Annotated in this window: 18 protein-coding genes; 4 read left to right on the plus strand and 14 right to left on the minus strand. The window is 64.0% G+C overall.

Annotated elements, in window-relative coordinates; all coding sequences use genetic code 11:
• Positions 1-16 precede the first annotated feature (16 nt).
• Complete coding sequence (locus FJ425_RS07665) at positions 17-550, plus strand: OmpA family protein (protein ID WP_181165059.1); 534 nt, start codon at positions 17-19, stop codon at positions 548-550.
• A 457-nt stretch (positions 551-1,007) separates the two neighbouring features.
• Here the strand turns inward: FJ425_RS07665 and FJ425_RS07670 are convergent, their stop codons facing one another.
• The 7 genes from FJ425_RS07670 to tagH all read right to left on the minus strand — a co-directional run bounded on the left by FJ425_RS07670 (position 1,008) and on the right by tagH (position 13,797).
• The gene (locus tag FJ425_RS07670; RefSeq protein WP_140722704.1) at positions 1,008-3,449 is read right to left on the minus strand and encodes a M23 family metallopeptidase; all 2,442 of its coding nucleotides are present in this window, start codon (positions 3,447-3,449) and stop codon (positions 1,008-1,010) included.
• A complete protein-coding gene (locus FJ425_RS07675) occupies positions 3,446-3,940 on the minus strand; it encodes a DUF1036 domain-containing protein (RefSeq protein WP_181175836.1) in 495 nt (164 codons plus the stop codon). The genes FJ425_RS07670 and FJ425_RS07675 overlap by 4 nt, the downstream gene beginning before the upstream one ends.
• Positions 3,941-3,951: 11 nt before the next feature.
• Entirely contained in the window at positions 3,952-6,465 is a 2,514-nt protein-coding gene (locus tag FJ425_RS07680; protein WP_140722707.1) for a serine/threonine-protein kinase, read from the minus strand.
• The gene (locus FJ425_RS07685; RefSeq protein WP_140722710.1) at positions 6,462-7,241 is read right to left on the minus strand and encodes a PP2C family serine/threonine-protein phosphatase; all 780 of its coding nucleotides are present in this window, start codon (positions 7,239-7,241) and stop codon (positions 6,462-6,464) included. Before FJ425_RS07685 ends, FJ425_RS07680 begins: the two co-directional genes overlap by 4 nt.
• Before the next feature lie 117 nt (positions 7,242-7,358).
• Complete coding sequence (tssM, locus tag FJ425_RS07690) at positions 7,359-10,886, minus strand: type VI secretion system membrane subunit TssM (RefSeq protein ID WP_181175838.1); 3,528 nt, start codon at positions 10,884-10,886, stop codon at positions 7,359-7,361.
• Positions 10,886-12,181: a type VI secretion system protein TssL, long form gene (gene tssL / locus FJ425_RS07695; RefSeq protein WP_348639834.1), complete on the minus strand. Its 1,296-nt coding sequence runs from the start codon at positions 12,179-12,181 to the stop codon at positions 10,886-10,888. Before tssL ends, tssM (FJ425_RS07690) begins: the two co-directional genes overlap by 1 nt.
• Positions 12,182-12,717: 536 nt before the next feature.
• Positions 12,718-13,797 carry a type VI secretion system-associated FHA domain protein TagH gene (gene tagH, locus FJ425_RS07700; protein ID WP_140636337.1) on the minus strand — a complete coding sequence of 360 codons (1,080 nt, stop codon included), beginning with the start codon at positions 13,795-13,797 and terminating at the stop codon, positions 12,718-12,720.
• A gap of 306 nt (positions 13,798-14,103) precedes the next feature.
• On the opposite strand from tagH, the gene tssI reads away from it, so the two are divergent.
• Genes tssI through FJ425_RS07715 form a run of 3 tightly spaced genes read left to right on the plus strand, consistent with a single transcriptional unit; the run spans position 14,104 to position 18,030 of the window.
• On the plus strand, positions 14,104-16,428 hold the full coding sequence (gene tssI / locus FJ425_RS07705; RefSeq protein ID WP_140636335.1) for a type VI secretion system tip protein VgrG: 2,325 nt from the start codon (positions 14,104-14,106) through the stop codon (positions 16,426-16,428).
• Between the two features lie 10 nt (positions 16,429-16,438).
• Positions 16,439-16,861 (plus strand): DUF6484 domain-containing protein, encoded by a 423-nt coding sequence (locus FJ425_RS07710; RefSeq protein ID WP_140636333.1) that lies wholly within the window; start codon positions 16,439-16,441, stop codon positions 16,859-16,861.
• A 14-nt stretch (positions 16,862-16,875) separates the two neighbouring features.
• Positions 16,876-18,030 (plus strand): hypothetical protein, encoded by a 1,155-nt coding sequence (locus FJ425_RS07715; RefSeq protein ID WP_140636332.1) that lies wholly within the window; start codon positions 16,876-16,878, stop codon positions 18,028-18,030.
• Here FJ425_RS07715 and FJ425_RS07720 read toward each other — a convergent pair whose 3' ends face one another.
• The 7 genes from FJ425_RS07720 to tssM (FJ425_RS07750) are packed head-to-tail and all read right to left on the minus strand — an operon-like array spanning position 18,031 to position 26,015.
• Positions 18,031-19,080 (minus strand): hypothetical protein, encoded by a 1,050-nt coding sequence (locus FJ425_RS07720; protein ID WP_140636330.1) that lies wholly within the window; start codon positions 19,078-19,080, stop codon positions 18,031-18,033.
• Positions 19,068-20,153: a DUF2169 domain-containing protein gene (locus tag FJ425_RS07725; protein ID WP_140636328.1), complete on the minus strand. Its 1,086-nt coding sequence runs from the start codon at positions 20,151-20,153 to the stop codon at positions 19,068-19,070. Before FJ425_RS07725 ends, FJ425_RS07720 begins: the two co-directional genes overlap by 13 nt.
• 3 nt (positions 20,154-20,156) lie before the next feature.
• A complete protein-coding gene (locus FJ425_RS07730; protein ID WP_140722716.1) occupies positions 20,157-20,654 on the minus strand; it encodes a hypothetical protein in 498 nt (165 codons plus the stop codon).
• Positions 20,655-20,657: 3 nt separating this feature from the next.
• Positions 20,658-21,077, minus strand: a complete 420-nt coding sequence (locus tag FJ425_RS07735; protein WP_140636324.1) for a hypothetical protein — start codon at positions 21,075-21,077, stop codon at positions 20,658-20,660.
• Positions 21,074-21,955: a PAAR-like domain-containing protein gene (locus tag FJ425_RS07740; RefSeq protein WP_140636323.1), complete on the minus strand. Its 882-nt coding sequence runs from the start codon at positions 21,953-21,955 to the stop codon at positions 21,074-21,076. Before FJ425_RS07740 ends, FJ425_RS07735 begins: the two co-directional genes overlap by 4 nt.
• Positions 21,952-22,491 (minus strand): type VI secretion system-associated protein TagF, encoded by a 540-nt coding sequence (gene tagF, locus FJ425_RS07745; protein ID WP_140636321.1) that lies wholly within the window; start codon positions 22,489-22,491, stop codon positions 21,952-21,954. The genes FJ425_RS07740 and tagF overlap by 4 nt, the downstream gene beginning before the upstream one ends.
• Positions 22,473-26,015 (minus strand): type VI secretion system membrane subunit TssM, encoded by a 3,543-nt coding sequence (tssM, locus tag FJ425_RS07750; RefSeq protein WP_140636319.1) that lies wholly within the window; start codon positions 26,013-26,015, stop codon positions 22,473-22,475. The genes tagF and tssM (FJ425_RS07750) overlap by 19 nt, the downstream gene beginning before the upstream one ends.

Consider the following 26,015-nt stretch of genomic DNA (forward strand, 5'->3'; position numbering starts at 1 on the left):
AACAGGAGTGACGGTCATGCGGTGGGGCAGCTCAGCCTTGGCATTGGCGACCGTGCTTTTTTCAACGCACGTTTATGCCGATCCGCTACAGAAATCGGAAGACATCGTGAAGTTCTTCGCCGGCCAGAGCAATCTCGGCGCGTCGCGCGGTATCTGCGTCGGCACCGAGGAAGAGTGCAAGAGCAAGGCCGACAAGAACGAGGCGCCCCAAAAGGGCAGCCTCGACATGATGATCAATTTCGCCCTGGATTCGGCCCAGCTCGACCAGACCGCGCGCACGGAGCTGGACGAGTTCGCCAAGGCGCTGAAGGACAATAGGTTGAGCACGTTCAGCTTCGTCGTCGAAGGCCACACCGACGCGACCGGAACGGATCGCTACAACCAGGACCTGTCACAGCGAAGGGCGCAATCGGTGGCGGCCTTCCTGACGGCGAACGGCGTTCAACCGACCCGCCTCGCGCCGATCGGATTGGGCAAGTCGCATCCGCGCGTCGCCAATCCCTACGATCCGGTCAACCGCCGGGTGGAAATGCGGATCAGGACGCAATAGGCGGCCGGCCCTGTCTCCGGACGGCTCATGGCGAGACTGCCGGCCCGCCGACCGGCCGGGCTTTGTCCTCTGTCAGTTCTTGAGCGCACCGCCTACCGCGATGCCGGTGCCGAAGATCAGCGCCTTGGTCATTTCCGTGAAATCAGCGCAAACGCCGGGGAGTGGTTGAAGCCGCCCCAACGTCGTCATTCTATGGCGGAGCAAGGAGCGAAGCGACGCGGCGCAGACCATAGAATCCATTCCGTGACGTTGAGGCGCCGCCACGGTGCAGAATTCTGCTCCGTTGCACGCCTTGGCGAAGGTAACGGCATGGATTCCAGGGTCTTCGCGACGGAGCTTCGCTCCTGCTCCGCCCTGGAATGACGATCGCGATGGGCGTTTCGGCCAATCTCCAACGCATGCCGCCTGCCAACGCAAACAGAGCCGACCGGTCAAAGTCCCTGTGCCGGGCCACTAGCTAGCCGGGCTCCAGCGTGTTCTGGATCGAACTTATCAGCACAGTGATCGCCTGCTTGTATTTTTCGAATTCCGGAGACGTCTGCCGGATTTCGGTCGTGGTCGTCGCCGGCTGGCTTTGGTCGGTCACCACGCGCGGCGCTTTCTGCCCCATTTTCCGCTCGGCCCAGTCCACAACATAACTGGCGGTCTTGCCGGTAAGGAACGGGTTGGCCTGGATGACGGCTGATCCCAGAACCGCAGTCAATTGCGACGAGCCCGGCGCCGCCAGCACCTGATGCGCCCCTTCCATGCCGAGGAAATGGCAAAGATAGAGGCGACCGGCGGTGATCTGGTGGCCGCGGGCGCGCAGATAGGCTTCGCCTTCGCGCGCCAGGTTGCGCACCATCTCGCGCGACAGCGTCGCGTCGTAGCGGAGCGCCAAAAGGTCGGCGGTCGAAAGCGAGCGGGCAAGATCGGGACGATAGGTGTTCATCATCCGGATCCAGGTCTTGGAGATGAACTGGCCGGCGCCGGTCGCCGACGAAAGCGGGTTTTTGGCACGGGCGCTGCCGCCGCTTTCGACATGCACGATCCGGTCGGTCAGCGTCTCGACGGCGGAATCGCCTGAGCCGCCGGAGCTGACGGAAACGGCGGTGGCGACCGAAGTGACCGTGCCCAGCGGATCGATGGCCTCGCCGTTCTGGTAGAGCTCGAAATGCAGATGCGGGCCGGTCGAAAGCCCTGTGGTACCGATATAGCCGATGACGTCGCCGGCCTTCACCTTGGTGCCGACCCCGCTGGCGATGGCGAATTTCTGCATATGCGCATAACGCGTCTCGCGACCGTTGGCATGTGTGATCTTCACCAGATTGCCGTAGCTGCCGCCATCGCCCTGGAAGGAGATCGCGCCGTCGAAGGCGGCCATCACCGGCGTGCCGACCGGCGCCGCCCAGTCGACGCCCTTGTGGATTCGAACCGTACCGAGGATCGGATGCTTGCGCGGGCCGAAGGTCGAGGTCATCACTCCGGCGACCGGTGTGACCATGCCGTTGGTGACGGTCAGCGAGCGGACCTGGTCGTCGCCCGTCACGCAGGCATACTGGCCGTCGCTCTGCTGGAAGACGAAACAGTCAAGGCTCTTGTCCGTGCCCTGGACGCCGACATAGAGCACCCGCCCGGAGATGTCGCCTTGGCCGCGCGGCGTCTGCGAATAGATCAGCACCAGGCGCTGGTCCTCGCTGGCGAAGGCGTCGAGGTCCTGCCCCCTTGACAGATACATGATCGCCTCGCCGATGACGCTGGTCGGCACCTTGTTGCGTGCTGCCGTCGAATAGATCGCGTCGAGCAGGCGGTACTGCCGCTTGGGCCCGCCCTGGTCGGAGGCGCCGGAATAGTTGAAGAGGTCCTCGCGGACCCAGGGGTCGACGCCCGACACGAAGGCGCCGGCCGCATTGCGCGTCAGCGTGCCGACATAGACGTTCCTCGCGTAGACGGAGACTTGCATCAGCGACATGGTGGTCGTCTCGCGGTTCGGTCGGAACCCGCGCATGGCCACCACAAAGCCGGGCTCCAGCCCGTCGCGGTTGAACAGCGTCTTCAGCGCCTCGCCCGCAAGCTTCGCATCGTCGGCGGAGAAATGCGCGTCGAGCGTCACGCTGTCCAGGCTGCGGTCGTTGAGGATCTTCACGAACGTGTCCTCGGTCGTCTCGAAGCGCTGATACTCGCTGGTGACGGTCGCAACGGTCGTGTTGTTCTCGATCGCGGTCTTCTTGAAAGCCGGGAGCGCGGCTTCGCCCTGGTCGATGGTCTCGCCCCAGCCGGCCTCGGGGTCGTCGGCGTCGGCCTTGGGCGCCGGGCCGGCGTCGCTCTCGTCCGGCGCCGCCTGGAGGTCGTTCTCGAGGTCGCCTTGCGGATCGCCCTGTTGATCGTCTGGCGCCGCGGCCGGAGCGGGCGGTGCCGGTTGCGCATCGTCGGGCGCCGTTGCCGAAGGCTTGGGAGCGGCCTGCCGCTGCGCCTGGAAGAAGGCGAAATCCTCCTGCGTCGACGGGATCGTCGTCATGAACTTCTCGCTGGCGCTCAGCATCACATCGGACAGCGTCTCGATCTGCGGCGAAGCCCCGGAACTGTCGAGCTCGGCAGGGCGCGCGACGGTCTTGCCCTTCGTCGCGCTGTCGGCATCGGGCGCCAGCGTGATCCACATCGGATCGCCGGCGAGATCGATGATCGCCGGCACATAGACCGAGGCATCGGGGGGCACGTCTTCCATGCCCTCGACGGGATGCAGCTCTTCGTCCTCGTCGCCGAACGACCAATAGTCCCTGGTCATGTAGAAGCCGGTGGCCAAAGCGACGACGGCGAGCGTTGCGGCCCCTGCAAGGACTCCGCGCCAGAGCTTGCGCCGCCGCTCGGCCAAGCGCGCCAGCTTCTTCTGTTTGAAGCTCGTGTCGATCGCGTGCGTCACGGGCTGTTTCCGGTCAGGAAATAGGTCCAGCGCACCTGCTCCTGCGTATCGACTTCGACGAAGCGCGCCGCGATATGGCCGCGCTGCCAGCACTCCTCGATGCCGCGGATCGAGAAGCGCCGCCGGTCGATGCACATCTCGGTCGATCCGTTGAGGATCGCGTGGCCGAAGACGTCCGTCGCGTAGAGGTAGATGTAGCGGTTGGCCAGCTCCTCGCGGATGACGTTGACGCACTGGTTGGCGCCGATCGTCCACCAGCCGTCGGTCTGGTCGGCATTGTCGACTTTCTGTCCGACCGCGAGATTGACGACGTCCAGCGTCTGGTTGCAGACGGTGAATTCGGCATGCGCCTTGCCGGGCGAAAGCATCGAGAACAGCGCCGCGCCGAGCAGCGCCGCAAGCGTCATGCGGCTCGGCAACGGGAATCGGAGCCGGCTACGCTGCTTGCGTGGCGAGGGCCGGCTCGAGGTACGCAGGGTGCGAAGATCCATCGGCGTTCATGCTATCCGCCAAGCCGGAAATAGGTGGCCGTGGCGGAGAACTGCGATCCATCGGCCTCGATCTCCTCGAGTATCCTGGGCAAAAGCTCCGAGGCCGGCGTCGGCCTGGAGAACATGGCGGCCTGGATGTCCTTGGGCCCGGTGATCACCAGCATGATCTGCGGCACCGCTTTGGCGGCTGCTTTGTCGGCGGCAGCGAGACCGATTGGGATGTTGAAGGTCACCTTGTCAGTCTGCGGCACCATGCGGTCGTCGAGATTGAAGGCGATGCCCTTGTGGTCGATCAGCATGATGTTCGAGATAAGCCCGCCGCCCGTATACAGCGCGCCGCTGACCGGCGATCCGTCGGGGACCGATGTCCGGTCGAGGACAAGCTGTGGCTTTGCAGCCGAGCTCCGGTCGAGGAAGCGAAGGAAGGTGGGCACGCCGCACTGGGAGAGCGTGATCAGTCGCACGCTGATGTCCGGCTCGATATGGAACCTCGCCTGGAAGTCGTTGAGCAATTGTTCGAAAGGCTGGACCGCGGTTCCGAATCCCTCGATCGCCGGGGAAGCGCCGGGTCCCGAGGTGACGTTCGCGTAGAAACAGCTGCCGCCGCTGAAATCGCGCACCCAGGAGCGGCGCTCCGTCCACGCTTGCGTGTCCTGTTCCGGTGACGGAACCGCCGGTTTGGGCACATTGATGGCGACGTCGGTGTTGTCCGGCTGCTTGGCCGCCGGCGGCTGCTGTTGCTGTGCTGGCGCGGTCGGCGTTTGCGGCGGGTTGGCTTTCGGGGTCTGTGCCCCCAGCTTGGCCGGCGGACTGACAGGTTGCGCCGGTGCCGGGCTTTCCGAACCGGGAGGCGGGGATGCTTTCGATTTCGGCAGCTTGGAAAGCATGTCGACCAGGTCTTTGACGCTGTGCTTGGCTGCCGGTGGGCTTGCCTCCTGCACCGGTTTGTTTTCAGCCGACTGGCTCGGTTCCTGCGTCTTGACCGCCGGCTCGCTTGCAGGCTGCGCCGGCTTCTGGCTTTCCGCGGCCTTCGGTGCGGGAACCGGTGCAGGCGTCGGCGATTGCTCCGCTGACGGTTGCGTGGGGTTGGTCTCGATCTGGGGGACGCGCGCCTGGTTGTCGGCCTCGCTCTCCGGCTGGGTGGCAGGCGCCTTGGCCCCCGCATCGGGTTGGATGGTCGGCTTCGTCGGCTCGATGGTGGCGGCGCTGTCAGCTTTCGGCGCCTGCGACTGAGTTGCGGACGGCGTCGGCGCCTGAGGTTTCGGTTCTTCCGGCTGCTGGGCTTCTGCAACTGGTTTGACTGCTTCCGCGACCGGCTTCGGCGTCAGCGGTCTGGATTTTTCCGCCACCGGCGGCGGCGCCAGCACGCCACTGACATAAAGGCCGCCCCCAACCAGCACAGCCAGCGCCGCAACGCCGCCGGCAATGACGGGTATCCGCGACGCCCTTCGCGGCGTCGCCGGTGCAGTCGCAGGCGCCCTGGGCGGAGCGGCCGCCGGCTGAGGCCGCGGCTCCGACAGATGCGCCGGACGCACATGCTCGACGAAGCGCGGCTCGCCGGAAGGCGGCTGCGGTTTGGAATCCGGCAGCGCCGTCCAGCCGGCGCGCGGCAGGCCGGAGCGTTCGCGCGCGCCAAACGACACCGGCGGCGGCAGTGTCGCCTCGAGATCTTCGCCGCGCGTCGCCCTGGCGATCTCGGCCATGCTGGCCGGCCGGTCGCACGGATCCGGCTGCAGCATGGCTTCGATCAGCTCGCGGAAATCGGGATCGATATCCGACAGGTTCGGCACCGTCCGGCGCTTTTCGATGACCTCGTATTGCGACCCGCTCATGTCGAGCGGCTTTCCGAGCAGCGCCGCGGCCAGCACCAGGCCGAGGCTGTAGATGTCGGATTGCTCGCTGACCTCGCCGCCATAGAGGCCGAGCTGTTCGGGCGAGACGTAATTGTATTTGCCGGCGAACTTTCCGCCGATCAGCGTTTCTCCGCCGACGGTGGCCGAACGGGCGATGCCGAAATCGATAATCTTGGCGCGCTCCACCTGCCCGCCCGGCAGAATGATGTTGTCCGGCGAGAGGTCGCGGTGCACCGCGCCAGCCTTATGCACTGCGGCGAGCCCCGAGGCCAGGCGATGGCAAAGCCGTCGCACATCTTCGCCCGGCATCGGCCCGCGCCGCATGATGTCGAACAGCGACTGGCCGTCCACGAACTCCATCGCAAGATAGGGGCGGCCGATCCCCGGGTCGATGGTGAAGACGTGGTAGCGCACCACCGCGTCATGCGACAGATGGTTGAGGATCGATGCTTCCTTGCGGAACAGCGACAGGATCGTCTGGTCGCGGGCGAATTCGGGCAGCACGATCTTGATCGCCACATGGTCGCCGGTCTGGATGTTGTGGCCGCGATAGACTTCGCCCATGCCGCCGGAGGCGATCCTCTCGTCGAGCTCGTAGATGCCGCTGAGCTGCGTGCCGACACCCGTATAGGTGACGTTCGTCGACAGCCGTGTCTTGTCGTCGTCGCTCATCTGGCCAGGCCCTCCGCTGCGGACCGATCCGAATGGTGCGCGCCGCTCTGCCCGTCGCCGATCTTCACGAGCACGATGGTCACATTGTCGGTTCCGCCGCGCGCCAGCACGGTTTCCAAGAGGTTCTCGCATGCCGTCCGCGGCGTGGCGGATCTGACCGCGGCCCCGATCTCGGCATCGCTGACATGCGCGGTCAATCCGTCGGTGCCCAGAACGAACACGTCGCCCGCCATCAACTCGCCCTGCTGGAAATCGATCTCGAGCTCGTCGCTGACGCCGATCGCATGCGTGATCACGTTGCGGCGCGGCCAGACGCGCGCTTCCTCCGCGCTGATCATGCCGCGGTCCAGCAATTCCTGCACCTCGGTGTGATCCTTGGAAACTTGGAAGATCGAGCCGTTGCGGACGAGATAGATGCGGCTGTCGCCGGCCCAAAGGCAGGCGAAGCGCCCATCCATGGCAAGCAAGGCCGCGAAAGTGGAGCCGATGGTGATGCCGCGCGAGCGCGATATGTTGCGGATCTCGGCATTGGCGCGGCTGAGCCGGTCCTCGAAGCGGGCACGAAGATCCGGCGCCGAGCTGGCAATTCCGATCGTCGCCAGATGGTCGACGATGCTGGCCGAGGCGACTTCGCCGGCCTCATGCCCGCCCATGCCGTCGGCCACCACCCACAGCCCGGTCAGCGGCTCGATGAGGTAATTATCCTCGTTGTGGTCGCGCACGCAGCCCTTGTGGCTCACGCCGAAGCTGTCGATGGGGAGGGCGACAGTGCTCAATTTGCCACCAAGCGCTCAGCAGGCGTCCTCTGTGACCAGCCATGGGCCGCGTGCCCAGGCCACTCTGCCACAAGCGTATGTATTAGAGTACCGAAATGAAGGCTGGGACCGACCATCTCAGAACGCCTTCGGACAGCTGAAGCCGGACAAGGCCGGCAGCAGCAACGGATTGGCGCCCGAGCCGGCCTGGATGGTGTAGGCGACATCGCGTCCGCCGATCACGAAGCGCGCTTCGGTGTTGGCGCCGTCGCCGGTGATGGTTGCTTTGTCGAAAAGCCGCTTCAATGCCCATGGTCCTTCGAATTTGAGCGCGGACGCGCGGCCGGGCATTTCCGGCACGAGGCTGAGGCTCGCCGATCCGGAAGCGGCGCCGCTTGGCCATGTCACGATGCTCGGCGCGTTGCCGGCCTGCGCGCTCTGGACCGTCTGCCCGTCGACATCGAGCAAAGCGCTGTCGACTTCGCTGTTCAGTGAGGTGGGCGTTATGGTGATCGAGACCGAGGGCACCGAGCCGCCGGAAGGGAAGAACGCGCTGCGGATTTCCGCGGCCGACTGGAACACCTTCAAGGTCGATTTCGCCAGGTCCTTGCTTGAACGGGCGTCCTGCTTCCAGGTCCATTCCTGGCCGGTCATGTCGATCAGCGGCGCGAGGTTCTGCGCGAAGAACCGGTCCATCAGGCCGCCCGGCGCGAACAGCTTGGTGAAATCCGCCATCGAAATCTCGTCGCTGCCGTCGCGTGTGAAGGGATAGCGGCCGTTGACCGCCTCCTCGCAGACGCGCGTCACCGTCTGGTCGAGGCTCTGGTTGAGGTTGGCGACGGAGGCCTCGGCGACGTTGCCTTCGAGCTCGTCCGCCGCCGCGTTGACCATGCGCGCCAGCGGCTTGGGCAGGCGCGAGACATTGGCGCGCAATGTCGAGATCTGCAGTTGCAAATTGGCGTTGACGCGTTCGATCTGCGCGGGGACATCGGCCGCGAGCTTCAGGCTCTGGAAGATGTCGCGGAAATTCTGCGTCAGCGCATCGAGCGGCCGGCGCCCGGCGGCCCCGCCGACCAGCGCCTGGAACGAACGGAACTGCGCCTCGACGCTCGCGCCGGCATTCTGCACGACGGCCGAGCTCGCGCCGGCGCGGCTCTGCGACTTGCCGCCGGCGATCTGCAGGCCGATGCGGGCCAGTCCCTTGGCCATGCTGGCGGGATCCTGCTGCGCCGTGCCGATATCGCCGTCGGCGCCGCTGTCCTTCGTCAGTGCGGTTTCATCGGCGATCGCGGTGAAGAGCTGGTCGAGGGGCGAGTCCGGCGCGGCGAGGGCGGAGAGCGCCAGATATTGCGGCTTGTCCTTCAGCATCGCCTTGAGCTTCAGCTGGTCGAGCACGCCGTTCCAGGCGGCGGCGAATTCCTTGCCGTAGCGATCGGTGAGTTCGGGACCGAGCTTGGGCAGGTCCTGGTCGATGCCGCCCTGTTCCCCGCCGCCGCCGAGCACCCATTGGTCGTCGACGAGCATCTGCGCGATGCGCGCCAGCTGCGGCAGGAAGAAGCGATTGAAGCCGGCACGCGTGTAAAGGCCGGGGACGTGAAGATCGGCGAGCTGGCTGCCGTCCGTGCGCTCGAACAGCAGCTGCGCTTCCGGACCGGCTTTCGCGGCGATGGAGAAATCCTGCAGCCGTGCCGCGTAGACCGCCGACTTGATCTGCGCCGAGGCGCGGTCGGCGAGGCTCATGCGTCCGAGTGAGCGCTGCGCGGCCTCGACCAGCGGCTGGTTGAGCGCGAAAGTCGGATCGTAGGCGTCGTCAAGCGCAAGCATGGCGCGCAGATGCTTTTCGAGCTGCGTGCGGCCCTCGCGGTTGTTCTCGCCGGGGTAGCGGTTCTCCTCCCAATCCTGCTTCATCCAGGAGACGATCAATTCGTCGTCGACCTTCGGCGCCTTGCCGCCCAGCATCAGGTAAATCTTGAGCGGCTCGTAGAGCGCGACCGGATCGGCCATCCTGGCCTGGATCGTCCGCTCGGCCTGAACCAGCAGCCGCGAGCGGAAGGTCCGCTCCAGCGCTTGCCGGTAAGCGGTCTTCGAGGCCGACAGCAGCCGCTCGCGCTGGCTAAGCCCGAACGTCTCCTCGACAGGCTTTCCCTGGTCGCTATTTTCGAAACCGGCGGGCAGGTTGCGCAGCTGGTCGAGCGGACCGATGACGTTTTCGAGGTCGACGTCGCTCACCGCCGTGCTCTTGAGCAGGCTATCGGCGCTGTCGCGATAATGCGCCATGGCTTGGCGTGTGGAAGCGATCAGCGCCTTGTTGGCGAAGAAGCTGAGACCAAGCACGCCGAGCACCGCCACTGCCGCCAGCGCGATCGCGGCCAGGCCGCCGAACCTGGCGAGCCTGATGCGGCGTTCGGCCGCCCGATCGAACGACACCCAGCCCGATTCCGGAAAGATCACATTGGCCAGCAGATCGTGCAGGAAGAAGCTCTTGCCGGCGCCGGAAAGATGCGCCTGCGCGGCACTACCGAAACTGCGCCCGATCGCGCCCAGCACCTGGTCGAAGGGTGTGCCTTCCTGGGTGCCCGACGAGAAATAGAGCCCGCGCAGGCTGACATTGACCTGGCTGCGCGAGGTATCGAACAGGCTGCCGACAAACTGCGTTATCCGGTTCTTCAGCGTGCCGAACTGGGCGGGGAAGCCGAACAGCGCGATCCGCGCCAGCGGGTCGGGCTCTTCCTGCAGGCGGTCGGCGACTTCTTCGGCGAGCCGCTTCGCCAGTTCGTCGAAGGCTGCGGGCGCCTCGCCGGCCATGTTTTTGGTGCGGTCGGCGGTCTGGAATGTCGCGCCCCACACCTTGCGCCTGCGCGCTTCGTCGAAATCGCCGAAATAATCCATGAAACCGGCGATGAGATCGGCCTTGGTGAACAGCAGATAGACCGGGAACTGGACCTTCAGCGTCTCGTGCAATTCGCGCAGGCGGCTCCTGATCTCGCTGACATGCGCGTCGAGCTGCCGGTCGTCGAAGCCGATCAGGTCGGCAAGGCTGATGGCGAGGATCACGCCGTTGATCGGTTGCCTGGTGCGGTGCTTCTTGAGCAGTCCTAGAAAGGCGAGCCAGCTTGCCTTGTCGCGCTCGCGGTCCGATTCCTGCGTCGTATAGCGGCCGGCCGTGTCGATCAGCACCGCCTCGTCGGTGAACCACCAGTCGCAGGATCGCGTGCCGCCGACGCCAGCCAGCGGCTGCGCGCCACCCGAGCCGGCAAGCGGAAACTTCAGCCCGGAATTGACCAGCGCCGTCGTCTTGCCGGCGCCTGGCGGGCCGATGATGATGTACCAGGGAATGTCATACAGGAAATTGCGCTTGCCGCTCGTCCGCTTCAGCGTCGCGATCGCTTCGCTCATGCGCGCTTCGAGCACCTGCGAATCGTCGTGGCGTTCGTCGCCGCGCACGATCGCCGTTTCGAGCGCCTTTTGCGCCTTGCGCCGCTGCCAGAAGCGGATGCCGTAGAACAGCGCAAGCACCACGATGGTGACGCCGATGATCGTGGCCCTGAGCCACACCGGTCCAAGCGGGCGTGTATCGGCGAAGCGGATCAGCGGCCCGGCATACCAGACCGCCGCCGAGAAACCGGCAAGCGCGGCCAAGCTGAAGATCCGCAGCATCCAGCGCATCAGTCGCCGTTCTCCGCCGCCGCGCTCGTCTGCAAGGTCTCCTGTTTCGGGATCATCACGTCGACGCGGCGGTTCTTGGCGCGGCCTTCCGCCGTGCCATTGTCGGCGATCGGTTCGTCCTCCCCCTTGCCGTCGGCGCTCAGCCGCGACGGGTCCTTCAATCGCTTGGCCATCATCGCCTGAACGGCCTTCGCCCGGGCAACGGAAAGATCGAAATTCGATTTGAACGTGCTCGATTTCTTCGGCTTCACATCGTCGGTGTGGCCGATGATGTTGATGGGGCCCGGTTCAGCGTCGAGCGCCGTGGCGATGTCGGCCGCGACAGGCTGGAACTGCGGCTTCAGCTCCGCCTGGCCGGACGCAAACAAAAGCTGGTTGTTGATCTCGACGACGATGAATTCGCCCTTCTCGCCGACGCGCAGTCCGCCGCCGGAGATCTCCTTGGCAAGTGCGGCGCTGATGCGGTCGATCTGGGTGGTATCTGGGACCGCGGGCGGAGGCAGGCTGGCTTGCGCCGGTTCAGCGGGCGCCGCCACGCTGGCGTGCTCGATGGTGACGAGCGTCGACGGGTTGAGCGCCAGCAATTCGCCGGCGGTCGCGTCGCCTTCGTCGGTGATCAGCACCCGCAGTCCGAAGAAGGCCGCCGTCACCAGCGTCGCCGCGGCGGCGGCGACCGCCCAGAGCGGCAGCCGCGCCCTCGGCTTCGGCAACGCAGCCGCCATGCCTTGCCAGCGTGGCGAGATGTCATCATCGGCGCGCGGCTTGAAATAGCGCAGCGTGTCGTAGACGTCGCGCCGGACGCGTTCGAGCATGTTTCGTTCGCCTGTCAATCCCCGATACTGGCCTTCGAAGCCCAGCGACAGGCAGGCATGCATCAGTTCGAGCAGGTCGTAATGTGCTTCCGGCCTCGCCAGAATCTTGTTCAACGCTTCGTAGAAGCCCGTGCCCGCCGGTTGGGTGTGGAAGAACCGCGCCGCCAGGCTGTGCTGGAGCCAGCTGTCCTTGCCCGGCCAAGGTAGATTGCCGACGAGGTCGTCGGCGGTTTCGCAAAGGGCGAATTTGGCGATGCGTGCGTCTTCCTCGGCTACGCCGGCTTTGGCGATCGCGTGGTCGAAGGTCTCGATCGCGTCGGCGATACGCTCCGCCAAGGGCGCGGCTTGCCGTTCGACCGGCATCAGCCGCAATTGGCCGAAGAGCATCAGCAGCGCCGCCGCCGCGGCAAGGATCGGATTTGTCGCGGCGTATTGCACGCCCTCGGCGGCGGCGAGCAGGGCATCCTGAGGCAGCTCCGGCATCGCGTTGACCTCTGCTCCCGGGGTTGGGCCCTGAAACAGCACGGTTTCGGATGACCAGCCGGTTGGCATCTGTCGGCCGCCGCCGGGGTCGAACACTGTCGCTTCGCGAGCAGGCGTTGGAGCAGGACGTGCGCCTTCCGGACCGGATCTCTCGGGAGCCGCAAGCGGCTTTTGCTTTGGCCGCGGCGCGCGGATGACGGTCTTGTCCGCCGGCCTGGAAGGATCGTCCTTGGAGCTCATCGGCGACGACCTATCGTCGCGGCGCAACAGGCACACCTTTGCCCGGGGAAACGCGTTTCAGGCTGAACCTCAGCGGCGGGCCGCACGGAAAGGCTCATCTCGCCGAAACATGACATTGCTGCACACGCCCCAAGCCACGCCGCTTTGCCCGCCGGGCAAGCGTCCCTGGGCATTCTAGTCGCCCGGATACCCAATTGAAACGGCCCGCCGATTGAAATCGCAGAGCAAGATGCTCGAAGGGGCGGCATCTTCTATGAGACCCGTCACATACGGTTGGCGGGGTCTGTGCCGTGCGGCTATTTCTGCTTGTCGGCCTTGGCGTAGGCTTCGGCGAAATAGGCGAGGAAGACATCCAGCATGCCGTTCTCGTGCTTGTCTTCCATCGCCCGCCAGGTCGCGACAAGCGCATCCCAAGCCTGGCTCTTCCTGGACGAGAAGGATGCCGGCGGGATTTTCTTGGCGATCGCCTCCGGCGACAAGTCGTCGAGCAGCCTGGACAGCGCGGCCTGCATGGCGGCATAGGTCGCGATCTCATGCGCCTTCAGGTCGCGGAACGCATCCTCGACGCTGCGCCTGGCATCGAGATAACCGGCCCTGCGCTTGGCGAACATGATCTCCAATATGTCGTCGGTGCCCGGCACGAATTTCAGTGGGTTGTTGTCCTCGGCGCCGATCATTGTCCGGTGCGAGCTCTTGGCGAGAACTTTTGCCGCCGCGCGCGCCTTGAGCAGCAGCGATAGCTGCTCGACAGTGCTCCTCAGCACCGCGCCGATCTCGGCCGCGACATCGTGCGGGTCGCGCGACTGCAGCAAGTCAGGCGCGATGCCCGCCGCCCTGGCGATCTCCCGCAGCATCGCGTCCGCTTCCGCCGGCCGATTGGCCGGGGCCGCCGGACCGGGCTGCGGGGCCGAGGATCTGGAGACGGGCGCCGCCCCGGTCGGGTGCTGTTCCGCCGGACTGAAGAACGGCTCATGGCCGGGAACCGACGGGCCGCCGGGCGAGGGCGGCAGCTCGCGCTGCGTCGATGTCGTCCCGGTCTGCGGATGTCCGGTCGGGGCCCGTTCGTCTTCGATCGAAACGCCGACGACATAGCGGCCGATCAGCAGCCGGTCGCCCTGCGCCAGCCGATGCGGCCCGCTCATGCGCTGGCTGGACCCGTTGACGAAAGTGCCGTTGCGCGAGACATCGTAGAGCCAGAACGAGCCCGCCTGGTAGCGGACCTCGCAGTGCCGGCCCGAAATGAACTTGTCCGGGTCCGACAGCGTCCAGTCGCAATTCTCGCGGCCGATCTCGAAGCTGCGGTCGCGGGCGGCGTAGCTGGCGGTGGTGCCGGCCGGCAGCCTGTCGACATTGCTGATCTGGAGCGAGATGAACATCCGGAAGCGTCGCCCAACTTGGTCAACAAATGCTTATTTTCCGCGCAATCCGGGCGGAAACGCCAACGTAGCTTTCCTGGAATTGCTCTGGCATTCTAGCAGCTTGCGAGCGCGGCGGGAGAGGAGCGTTTCACACCGGCGCATGGGGCAGTTTAGCCACGGCTGTTATTTGGCGGCCGCCAAACATATGCTAGGCTGAAAGCGGTCCGGTGCGGTGGGCGTGAAAAGTTCCCGAACGTGATGCGGTTAACATAGCGGGGGCTTCAATCCATCATACTGGCGGCCGCGTCCAGGAGGGGCACGACCATGCCGAACGAACGCGCCACGGTTGTGCAGACGCCGGCTGGCGCCGACCTGACCTTCACCCATCTCATCGGCCGCGATGAGATCAGTCGCTGTTTTGCCTATAGGGTCGGCTTCGTCTCGAAAAACCGCGACGTCGATCCGTTGAAGATGCTGGGCGGCGTCGTTTCGGTCGAGGGCGAATCCGATCCGAAGCGCTGGTTCAGCGGCCTCGTGTCGGATTTCAAGCTGACCCGCATCGAGGACCGGCTGGCCTTCTACGAGGCGACCGTCAGGCCATGGCTCTGGTTCCTCGGCAACACCACCGATTGTCGTATCTTCCAGAACATGACGGCGGTGGAGATCGTCGAGAAGATATTCTCGAAATACGGCATCGCCAAATTCGAGAAGCGGCTGCAGGGGTCCTATCCTCAGCGCGAATATTGCGTCCAGTACGACGAGAGCGATCTCGATTTCGTTCAGCGGCTGCTCGAGCACGAGGGCATCTTCTATTTCTTCGAGCATGACGAGGGCAAGCATACGCTCATCCTCTGCGACGCGATGAGCAAGCTGAAGTCGGCGCCCGGTTACGAGAAGGTGCTTTACAATTTCGAGGGCCAGGCCTCACGGCGCGATGTCGAATACATCACCGAATGGATACCTGGCAGCGCGGTGCGCCCTGGCGCCTATGCCCATACGGATTATGATTTCGAGAAGCCCGGCGCCGATCTGATGGCGAAATCCGCCCAGCCTTTCGCCCATAAGGAAGCCTCGGGCGAGAACTACCGCCAGCCCGGCGCGCATCTCGATGTCGGGCGGGGCGACAAGATCGCAGGGATCCGCCGCGAGGAACTCCAGGCCGTGCACCAGCACAGCACGGCGGTGGGCACCGTGCGCGGCCTTTTTTCCGGCTGCAAGTTCACGCTCGAAAGCTTTCCGCGCGACGACCAGAACCAGGACTATCTGGTGGTCAGCGCCGAATACCGGCTGTTCGACCCGGGCTACCGGACCCAGAACGAGGCCCACAGCGAGAATTTCAAGGTGGTGCTCGGCGTGGCACCCACCAAACTGCCCTATCGCCCGGCGCGCATCACGCCGCGGCCGATCATGCGCGGCCCGCAGACGGCGACCGTCGTCGGTCCTTCGGGCGAGGAGATCTTCACCGACAAATATGCGCGGGTGAAAGTGCAGTTCCACTGGGACCGGCTCGGCAAGAAGGACCAGAACTCATCCTGCTTCGTGCGCGTCTCGCAGACATGGGCCGGCAGCAACTGGGGCTTCATCCAGATCCCACGCATCGGCCAGGAGGTCATCGTCGATTTCATCGAAGGCGATCCGGACCTGCCGATCATCACCGGCCGCGTCTACAACGCCTCACAGATGCCGCCCTATGGGCTACCGGGCAACGCCACACAGTCCGGCTGGAAGTCGAATTCCTCGAAAGGCGGCGGCGGCTACAACGAGCTGATGTTCGAGGACAAGGCCGGCTCCGAGCTGGTCAATTTCCAGGCCCAGAAGGACCACCATCTGCTGATCAAGCACGACCGCAACAAGACGGTCCAGCACGACCAGTCCGACCGTATTGACCACGACGCCAAGCACTCCGTCGGCCACAACCTCGATGAAGACGTCGGCAACAACAAGACCGTCAAGATCGGCGTCGACCAGACGACGAACATCGGCTCGAACGACACCGAGACAGTGGGCAAGAATCGCTCGCTGACAGTGATGGCAAACGAGACGATCCATGTCGTCGCCAACTCGACGGAGAACATCGACGCCAACCATTCGCAGACGGTGGGGCTCAACCAGACGGTGACGGTGGCTGTCGCGCGCGTGGACACGGTGGGGGCGGCGGAAACCAGAACCGTTGGCGCGACACAGATAAATACCATCGGGGCGACCCGCGCTGTCAGTGTCGGCATCAGCCAAAGCCATGATATCGGGGCCAGCGACAGCTGGAACGTTGGAGCCGGGCAGACGGTCAACATTGGCGCGGATCAAAGCGTGACGATCGGGAGCGCTCAGAAATTCAGCGTTGGCGCGGCGCGCAGCGCCAGCGTAGGGGCCGATGACTCCACGTCAGTCGGGGGTGCTCACTCGCTGGGGATCGCAAAGGGCAGCTCGATCAGCGTCGGCGAAGACAGTTCGATAAAAGTTGGCAAGAACTTGGTGATCGACGCCGGCGATTCGATCACGCTCAAATGCGGCTCGGCCACGATCACGATGAAGAAGAACGGCAATATCGCTATCGAAGGCAAGGATATATCCATCAAGGGCAGCGGCAAGATCAACGTCAACGCAGACAGCGATGTGAACATCAAGGGCAGCACCGTCCACAATAATTGAGGATCGAGAAATGGATGTGTTGGGTCGAATAGATGGCGTCGTCATAGGCCTGCTCATCGGGTTCGAGGATGGCGCGCCGCTCGTGGTCTTCGTTGGCAATCCCCGGGAGACCGCCATCGCTGCGCGAAGCCTGACGGGTCTCGATACCGCCGCCCTCGGCTCGGAAGTTGCGTTGCTTTTCGAAGGTGGTGACCCTTCGAAGCCGCTTGTCGTCGGGCGTATCGTGGATTCTGCACGCAATCGCAGTGGCGCTGCGGTGATACGCGACGGAGAAACGGTCACGATCAACGCAACGGATCGCATCGAACTGCGCTGCGGATTGGCCTCGATTATCTTGGAAAAGGACGGGCGTATCTCCATACGCGGCAGTCAACTCAATAGCCACGCCAGCGGGGTCAATCGCGTCCGCGGCGCGGCAGTGCATCTGAACTGAGCCGTATTGTGACAATGCAGCGCTTTGCAACGATTGCTGCCATCGTGGCCCAGCATGTCGAAGATGTCTCTTTCCTGTGGTCGAGGCGTCGGCACGAAATCGACGGTCAAATTCTGGGCGAGGTCGATATCGGTCGCATCGACCAGCGCCTTCACGCCAACATCGAGGGCATGATCGCATCCGGCGAAGCTGCATGGAATTTGGCCTTGGCCCGCTTCTCCGACTATGCTGCACCTGCAGAACTTTTCGCCATCGGCGTACTATCCCTGCACTGGGGCAGTAGGAAGCTGTTGGATACCGCCCTTGACGGTGTCCGGGCCATAGGTAGCGGCATTGCCGGCATGTCTGGTGCAATCGCGTGCACGACGCGCGGCAAGCTCCGCGCTTTTGTACCGCAATGGCTGGATGAGCAGGACCCGCTGCTGCAAACGCTGGGGCTGATCGCTCTGACCCACCACAGGGTCGACGCTGGCGATCGCCTGCAAGGCTTTGTTCTGAGTCCCGACATCGGCGTCCGGACGCGAGCCATCCGGTTGGCCGGGATCATGCGACGGCGTGACTTGATAGGCGACGTGTCCGCCGCGCTCAAGGCGAACGATCCGGGCGAGAGGCTGGCGGCAGCGCGCGCGCTCTGCCTTCTCGGCGAGGCGCAGTATGCTTACGCGACCCTGGACAAACTAGCCCGGGCAGATGGTTTCATAGGTAGAGAGGCGATAGACATCCGACTTTTGGTCACGCCCAAACTGGAAGCAAAAAGATGGTTGCAAGAGCGACTTGACCAACCGTCGATGCGCCTTGCGGCGCTCGGGGCGATGGGGATTCTAGGTGAAGTGTCGATTATGCAATGGCTAGTCGAAAAGATGCGTGATCCATCGCTGGCCTATACCGCCGGTCTTGCCTTGCGTGATCTTATTGAGACGGATTTCAACGATACAGGCGTCTTTACCCTGGACCCCCCATCGTTGGGCAAGGAGTTCAAGAAGGTCGAGGATTTTCCACTGCCGATCGCCGACAAGGTTGAAGCATGGTGGAACGAGAATAAGGGAAAGTCCAAACGCTTCATGTCGATGCGGCGTCTTAAGCTCGACGCCTACCGCACTGCATTTGCCAATTTGTCAGCGCCGCTGGTCGATTGGCGAAGGACTCGGCAGCATCCGGCCTGGATGTAGTTATCCGACGCGGCTGACCAACGCAGCGGCGCGAAATCCCCCCTCCGATGCCACCTCGACCATCGCCACCGGCCCTGGCGCGTAACCTTTGTCCAGGCTATCCGCTGCGACCATCAATGCCAGCGCGCCACTTGCCGAGCCGACGTCGCCGACAGTCATAGCGGGGTAGGCAGTGGGGAGCATTTCACGACGTGTGCGATAGAAGCGCGGCTGCGCGATCATCTGCTCCCAGCCGTCATAGCGCTCGCCATTGCTGTTCCTGACGACGAAAACGATGTCGGGCTCAGTAGGCCGTGCCCCATCGAGAGCCTCCCGCAACGCCGCGAGCATCGCATGGCCCTGACTGAAGCGCTCGGACAGCACCGAGTCACTCTCGCTCGACATCCCAACACCGTGAATCTGGGCCAACGGTGCTCTCGGCAGCCTGTTCGCCAGACCGGCAATCCGGACGAAAGCTGCCGCCTCGCCAGGTATCATGCCGTCCGAATTGGCATTGCTGCGCAACCGTCCGGCCGCCTCGAGCCGCGCGATATCCTTGTCGTTCACGAGGCTGTCGACCCCGCCGAGCAGAACCTGCTTCACATCACCTTGGGCCAAGACTTGCGACACTCGCGATAGCAGCCCCAATCCTGCCGCCGCGCCACCGTCGATGGCGCGCGACGAGGGGTGAAATTCGTGTCCGGTCGCTCCGATCACCGCGTCGAGGAAGTCGCGCTGTGCGATATCCGCAAATGCCGGATGCTCGCGAAATCCCTCGGGCGGCGCCAGAAGTATGCAGGTCGATCTGGCATCCACATCTCCGCTGCCCAGCGTTTCTTCCAGGGCTCGCGCCGCCATATTGACCAGCCACTCGCCATACGTGCGCCTCAGTTGGTGGTGTGCGGTAATACGGGAAACGGTTTGGACCGCGCCAAACGGCTCGCCGACAACATACTCGTCATACGCCGACAGAGAGGCGCGAATTGCGGCGATGGTTTGGCTGGAATTCAGACCAGCCGCTGTGACGGCGCCGGCACCGCAGATGTAGAGTGGGGCGGTTAGCTTTGCCATGGTGGCCTACTGGTGATCGTCCCATTGCCCCCACGCGAATCGAAGTATCTTTTGCCTTTTCGTCGAGCGATCAGGAAACCAGGCGTCACGTGTCCGACGATCACTTCGCGCAGTGCGGGAGCATTGCGGCGCGTTACGCGCGCTATGCGCGCCTTGAGGGTGACCTGCAGTTTGTCCGGCTCGATCATCGCTGTGTCGATGCGAAGCGACTCATCTTCGGATCGGTCCTCATAGATAAATCGTACAGGCATCGTGAGTGCCGGCAACCTAAAATCCCAACGTCCCGACGGTGTCATGCCGATCACCGTGACGGCCTCGCCGCCCCTGAGGACAGGAAGTTGCTGGTCGGACGGCGTGCACAAATTGTAGCGTGGATCGTAATCCTTGGGTGGAAGAGGCCACTGCGTCGCCACCCAATTTGCATCAAACGTGCCGGCGTACTTCAGCCGCGGTTGCCAGCCCCGCCCTAAAGCCCCAAACGCCGCGGGCGCGGGGCGATCCGTAGCGGCGCGGAAAGGCTCGCTCGGATAGGTCACATTCGGCGCCTCGGACCGCACGGCAGGGTCGGCCGATCTGGCATTCCGATATCCGATGCCCACTGGATTGCGTACCTCGACATTGCCATCGGTAGTGGTCCCGCCATAGGCGCGTTCATACACGATCGGCATCTTAACAAAGGGATTGGGCGAGCTGTATCCGCCAGCTTCCTGGACGCGGTCGCCGACTACATTCAACACCTTACGCAAAGTTCCTATCCGGAAACCGACCTGCATCTCCCTGATCGCCTTGCCGTCAGGCGCGTGAGCCGCGCCGTTGATGATAACCTCGGCGGTCGGTTTTACGATCGCGATGTCTGCTTCATAGCGCGTCGAGGAAGCCGCTGGATTGCCGAAGGGGACGTCCGAGAAAGCAATCGGCAGTTGCTCCGAAGCTGGAGCGAGGACAGCGCTGGGGTTTTCGCCTTGGAATGTCGCGGAGATGATAACGACAACGACTTCCTGGCCGTCCGCGTTGGGTTCGACATGCGTGTCCGCCAGAAATGGCGTCCTGTTCTCGACCCAGATGTCAGACATGGTTCAGCACCACATTCCTTTGGCGTCGAGTCCGATCGGCCAGTAAGGCATCCCGGTCAGGACGGTCCTTTCGATCGATTTCTCCGGCAGCCAGCCCAGAAGGAAAACCTCGGGCGCAACCCTGTCGGCCTTCTTCAGCGTCTCACCGATCTGACAGACCTCCAGCCAGTATTCCCGGACCGCTTCGACCACGCGATCGTTGGACGATGGGCCTGCCGGCCACCCGGAATACGCCACCACCAATCCTTTCTTGAAGTCGCCTGACTCTTTCTCGACCAGGCCATCCACGACATCGCTCCACCATTCGCCCGCTTCCTCAACTGCATCGCGCAATCTCTCTCGGTACTGCTTGAACAGGGCGCCATAACCGGGATGCGCCTCCTTGAGGCCGATCCCCTTGGCGGAAAAATGGGAATGCTGCGCAATGTCCTTTGGGGCCTCGATAAGCCGCTGAAAACCCGAATCGATGTTGTGAACCATGTATTTCGCCGGAAGAGCCATGGGTTAGTCCTCGCCATAGAGTTCGCCGAAATCGTCCGCTCCGATCGGGATAAACATGAAGTAGCGAAAGTGATCGCCAAGCGCGGGATTTGCCTGGATCAGATCTTCGATAAGAATCGATTGCGGCTTCGCCACCCGTTCTCCATCGTCAGTGTGTCCTTTGTCCCATAGATCCTGCCTGGAAAGAGGCGGTTCTTGCATCCGCTTCTGATGCTCGTCATTGATGCGCAATATCTCCAGCATATATCGACGGTAGATCGCGATGAATCGCGGATGACCCGAGAGCCCGAGAGGCCAGCGGTCGTCACGCCCTGTCCTCCCGCGCCTGACATTGGCGATTTCGGACCACCAGCTCTCCAACTGGGGCAACAGATCCAGAACTTCGCGTTCGTACCTGGAGTAGATATCCGTATAGAGGCTCATACCGCTCCTATCGCAGCCATCAGCTTATTCATGGCTGCCTCACCGTTCGCGCCGCCGCAAGAGCCGCCTTGTGAAGCCGAGCATTTGGCGCATTGAGCTCTGATGCAGTTCGGGTCGTCCGCCCAGTTGTTGAATTTCTGCCGGGCAGCTTCGTCGGCGGGCGGCGGATCGCAAGCGCCTTTACATCCGCCGAGTTTCAGCCAGACATAGTCCTGAGGCGGCTGATGGTCAGGCGTCCAGCATTTACCCCGATTCCACTTGGTGCCATTTCCGAAGGTGCCTTGGTTGCGTTTACGCTTGCAGGACCAGCATCCTCCCTGGTTGCCCCCGCGATTTCCGATCTCGTCGGCTCTCGTCTGTTGATCGGCCGTGGGATCTCGTCGCTTGAATTTGCTCTTTTCGCAGTCTGTGCACTCATATTTCTCATCGAAGCCGTGCGCGGCCAAAGTGTCTCGGATCACTTTGGAGCGTGCGCAAACAATGTTCTTCGGCGTCGACATGCCATTCTGGAACATCGGGTGGCTGTGGCAACAGGCGCCCTTGCCTTCCACTTTCACGACGAAAGACCAAAGCAGGAACGACGCGGTCCCCTTTGTCTTGTGCGTGACGACACCGCCACCTTGCGTGCCGCCCTCGTCGCCGCTGCTGGTTGAAACTTCCGACACATTTTCCATCGCTGTCGGATTGCCGCCGTCAAAAAGCACCGACTTGCTGCCGTTGGATAGGTCGGAAGCAGAGCACGTATTGACATATGGCACCGGCACAGGGCCTGTCGGAGGCGGAGGCGGGCTGAGGCATACGTCAATAGGAGCCGTGCCGGTGCCGCCACTGCCTTTGTGGAAAAAGCCGTTGCCTTCGGCGAATGTCTTGCAACTCACACGACATCCCTTTCTTCATGCCGGGGAAATCGCATGGCGGGCAGGCCATTGGCGGCTAGATCATGGATGTCGGCGAAATGAAGTTCGTGGACTTCCCAGTCGTCGCGCCAAAACAGGATGGCATTTACCCCTCCCGGCGCTGGCGGCGGCAGCCCGCTCAACTCCTCGGCAGCAATTGCGCTGGTTTGCCCCCGCTCGATGCACGTTGCCAGGATTTCCGTCGCTCCGCTGAACCATGGATCGGAAGGTTCCGCCATGGCGCCCATGGCGACGACCACGAACGGGTATCTGCGTCCGACACGATCCTCACTCATGCGCCACACGCCGGCGCAGGGCTGGTCGCTGAAAATCCCGGCAGGAACCACGAACCGCCACGCCCGCGGGTCGAGCTCCCCCTCGTCCGGCCGCGCACGCAATTCCATCGACATCCACCGGTCCCAGCGGTCGATGAAGGTCCGCGGCAGATTCCATGTGACGAAATCTCCCGTCGCCGGAATCTTACCGAAAAAGCCGAGCATCAGATCTGCGGCGGACATGTGAACTTCTTGAACATTTCGAGCGTGTAGGGGTTCTCGACGCTGGCCGCCTTGAGCTCGAAATCGGCCCACATGCCCTTGGTGCCGAGCCGCAGGCTGTAGACGTCGGTGAGCTTGGTCGCGTTGAAGCGGCCGCCGCGCAGCATTCTCAGCCACGCCCAGCTTCCGGTCTCGTTGAGCATCACCTCAGGCGAGCCGTCGACCGGCTGGAAGGCCAGCGAGATCACGCCGGTGCCGTCCTTGCCGGGCCACGTCATAGGCTGCGGCCTGGTTGCATTGTTGTAGTAGACGAGGTTCTGGCCATCGAGGTTGAGCGTCACCCGCGCCACGTTGGGCGACAGGTCCTTGGGCTCCAGCGTAAAATTCATCACCGGTCCGGTGCCGCCGGGGAAGAGATCGTCGCGAATGTGGCGCGCCTGCTCGAAGGCCGCCAGCGCCGCCGGATCGAGACCGAAATCGGCGCGCCATTTCCATGGCTGGCTGGCGGTGTCGACATAGTTGATCAGATGATCGTTGGTGAAGGCGTCGATCAGCCCGGTCGGCCCGAACAGGCGCTGGAAGTCGCGCACATTGACGTCGACCGCGCTGTCCGGGCTGAACGGATAGCGGTTGTTGAGCGCGGCCTGGCAGAAGGGCAGGATGTCGGCGCGCCAGATGGCGTTGAGCTCATTGGTGACGGCCTTCTGCGACAGGCCGCTTGTGTCGCCGGCAATGCCGCCCAGCCAGTCGTTGATCGGCGAAGGCAGGATCTGCGCCTGCCTGGCGACGGCGCCCGTCAGCTCGGCCAGCCCGCCCTGCTTCTTGATGGCATCCTGCGGATTTGGGTTGGCGGTCACCGTCTGCAACACATTGGACAGCGCCGTCAGCGCCACGATGGCGGCGTCGAGCGCCGGCGGCTGGCCGTCGACCTGCGCGATCGTGCCCTTGAGCGGCTTGAAATGCTCGGCCACGAGGCTGCCGGTCATGTCGACCTGGTCGGCCGAGCCCGCGCGCGGCAGCAATTTCGCGCCCGTCTTAACCACCTTGCCCAATTTGCCGAGCTTGCTGAGCAGCTTCGAACCGGTCTTGGCAGCGCCGCCGCTCTTGTCGCCGGCCGCCGCGTCGTCGGAGCGGGTCAGGTCCGTCTCCTGCACCACCGCCGTCAACAGGCGCTTCAACGCGGAGTCGGCGCTGGACAACTCCTTGAGGTTCTCGCTGGCGATGTTGAGGTCGGTCAGCGGCGCCAGCCGCATGTCGCGCAGGAAACTATCCCACTGCGCGATATAGTCGTCGTAATAGAGCTTCAGGATGTCTTCCGACAGCGCCGAAACCGACGTCTCCGAATTCTCCGAGCAGCCGCCGGCAAATACCGCGCGATCAAGCGCCGCCTGTCCGGCGACATCCTCGACCCGGTCGAGGATCGCGTCGTGGAAGCCGGCATAGGTGTAGGGGCCCGGTACGCCGACACGCAGCGTCTTGTCGGAGCGGCGCGCGAACACCTTGGCGCCGTTCGGTCCGGCGAAATTGGCCGGCACCCATTCCTTGACGGCTGCCACTTCGGGGTCGGCAAGCAACTGCTTGTAGGCGCGCTCCGGCAGCGAGATCGTGCACACCGTCTTCAGCGCCTCGGCGACCAGTTCCTTGTCCGGCGCGATGTAGCTGTCGTCGACGGCCATGCGGCGGATCGCGGCAAGCTGGTGCTCTTCGGCGTCCGCGGTCGGGAAGGGCGCGGCCGGCGCGAATTGCGGCAAGCTGTTCACCCACCAGTTCTGGACGAAATCGGTGTCCATCTGCGACAGGCCGGTCATCATCCGGTAGGTCTTCAGCGCGCCGAGCATGAAGTCCGGATCGCGGATCTGCCGCCACATCGTGGCCTCGAGCAGCGCGACCATATGGGGCTCCAGCACGTTTCGCAGCGCATGGTCGTAGGTATCGGTCTGCGCGCGCACCAGCTCGGCCGAGGCGGTCGGGCCGAGCAGATTGTGGACGGCATCCGGCGGTGCCGTGCGGGCCGTGACCACCGCGTCCATCGCCGCCAGCGCGCCGTCCATGGTCGGCTGCTCGACCGCGGCCGGCATGGCGGCGACGTCCGTGAGCGGCGCCTGCAGCGCCTCGAATTGGCCGGCCTGTTCGGCGATCGCATTGCGGTTTTCGAGATAGGACCAGGTGAACAGTCCGCCGGCGAGCAGGGCTGCGAGCGCACAGGCGGCGGCGGCTCCGCGCCAGATCCAGGCGCGGCGGCGCTGCGCCAGCGGATCGAATGTGCCGAGGCCGGCTTCCTTGAAGATCACTTCGGTGAGCAGATTCCTGAGGAAGAAGCTGCGCTTCTCGACGCGCGCCGCCGGCATGGCGCGACGCGGCGGCAGCCCGAAGGATGAGGACAGCGCCGCCGTCAGCCGGTCGATCGGCGCGCCTTCCTGCGTCGCCGAGGTCAGATAGAGGCCGCGCAGCCAGGCGGCTTCCTCATAGCGGCTCTCGCCGAACATCGCCTCGACCAGCACCTGGATCGGCTCGGACAGGCTGGCAAGCTGCGCCGGGAAGCGGAAGATCTCGGCGCGCTGGCCGAGCTTGTCCTCGTCTTCCAGCCGCGGCACCAGCCGCCGCTCCAGCTCGGCGGCAAGCCTGGCGAGTTCCGTCTGGATCGTGCCGGCACTGACGCGGGCGTCGAGCGGAAAAGTGGTTCCCCACACCTGCTCGCGCGCATTAGTCGACAAGCCGCCGAAGAACGCTTCGAACCCTTTGATCAGATCGGCCTTGGTCAGCATCAGGTAGACAGGCAGGCGGATCTCCAGCCGGTCGTTAAGCTCCGCAAGCCGGCGGCGGATCTTCCTGCCATGCGCCTTGATCGCGTCGTCGCCCTCCGACAGCGCGTCGATCGACAGTGCCACGATCACCCCGTTGAGCGCGCGGCGGCCCCGATGCTTCTTCAGGAGGTCGAGGAAGCCCAGCCACTCCGCCGCGTCGACATCCGGCTGGCTTTCCTGCTGGACGTAGCGGCCCGCTGTGTCGATCAACACCGCGTTCTCGGAGAAGAACCAGTCGCAATTACGCGTGCCGCCGACGCCCTGCAGGTCGTCCGTGAGGTCGATCGGGAAATTGAGGCCGGACTGGCGCAATGCCGTGGTCTTGCCGGTGGCCGGCGGACCGACGATCACATACCAAGGCATCTCGCGCAGGAACTTTCTGCCGCCGAGCTTGCGGCGCTTCAGCTCCGCCATCACCTCACCGAACTTGGCGCCGACGGCAGCAACGCTCTCTTCGCCGGGCGTAAGCTGCTTTTCCTGAACAGGCGCCGCGATCTCGGCCACGAACATGCGGTTGGCGCGGATCGCGCGGCGTTGCGCGACGATCAGCCAGATCAGCCACAGGATGATCAGCCCGGCGATGATGGCGATACGCACATTGTCGGATTCGAATGGCGCGTAAGGGCCGACCTGCACGATCGGGCCGAACACCCAGATCAGCAGCGAAAGCAGCGCGATGCCGATCAGCGTCCAGAGAAAACGCGATGTGATGACGGCCCAGAGGAAGCGCAGGATGAACAT

The sequence above is a fragment of the Mesorhizobium sp. B2-7-2 genome, assembly GCF_006440775.1.
In the GTDB taxonomy this organism is placed as follows: domain Bacteria; phylum Pseudomonadota; class Alphaproteobacteria; order Rhizobiales; family Rhizobiaceae; genus Mesorhizobium.

Bases quoted from the DNA above. Each gene is read 5' to 3' on its own strand.
- tssI (WP_140636335.1), top strand. From the start codon at position 14,104: ATGCCGAACGAACGCGCCACGGTTGTGCAGACGCCGGCTGGCGCCGAC.
- FJ425_RS07675 (WP_181175836.1), bottom strand. From the start codon at position 3,940: ATGGATCTTCGCACCCTGCGTACCTCGAGCCGGCCCTCGCCACGCAAG.
- FJ425_RS07710 (WP_140636333.1), top strand. From the start codon at position 16,439: ATGGATGTGTTGGGTCGAATAGATGGCGTCGTCATAGGCCTGCTCATC.
- FJ425_RS07725 (WP_140636328.1), bottom strand. From the start codon at position 20,153: ATGTCTGACATCTGGGTCGAGAACAGGACGCCATTTCTGGCGGACACG.
- tagH (WP_140636337.1), bottom strand. From the start codon at position 13,797: ATGTTCATCTCGCTCCAGATCAGCAATGTCGACAGGCTGCCGGCCGGC.
- tagF (WP_140636321.1), bottom strand. From the start codon at position 22,491: ATGTCCGCCGCAGATCTGATGCTCGGCTTTTTCGGTAAGATTCCGGCG.
- FJ425_RS07680 (WP_140722707.1), bottom strand. From the start codon at position 6,465: ATGAGCGACGACGACAAGACACGGCTGTCGACGAACGTCACCTATACG.
- FJ425_RS07715 (WP_140636332.1), top strand. From the start codon at position 16,876: ATGCAGCGCTTTGCAACGATTGCTGCCATCGTGGCCCAGCATGTCGAA.
- tssM (WP_140636319.1), bottom strand. From the start codon at position 26,015: ATGTTCATCCTGCGCTTCCTCTGGGCCGTCATCACATCGCGTTTTCTC.
- FJ425_RS07730 (WP_140722716.1), bottom strand. From the start codon at position 20,654: ATGGCTCTTCCGGCGAAATACATGGTTCACAACATCGATTCGGGTTTT.
- tssL (WP_348639834.1), bottom strand. From the start codon at position 12,181: ATGCCGGAGCTGCCTCAGGATGCCCTGCTCGCCGCCGCCGAGGGCGTG.
- FJ425_RS07735 (WP_140636324.1), bottom strand. From the start codon at position 21,077: ATGAGCCTCTATACGGATATCTACTCCAGGTACGAACGCGAAGTTCTG.
- FJ425_RS07665 (WP_181165059.1), top strand. From the start codon at position 17: ATGCGGTGGGGCAGCTCAGCCTTGGCATTGGCGACCGTGCTTTTTTCA.
- FJ425_RS07720 (WP_140636330.1), bottom strand. From the start codon at position 19,080: ATGGCAAAGCTAACCGCCCCACTCTACATCTGCGGTGCCGGCGCCGTC.
- tssM (WP_181175838.1), bottom strand. From the start codon at position 10,886: ATGCGCTGGATGCTGCGGATCTTCAGCTTGGCCGCGCTTGCCGGTTTC.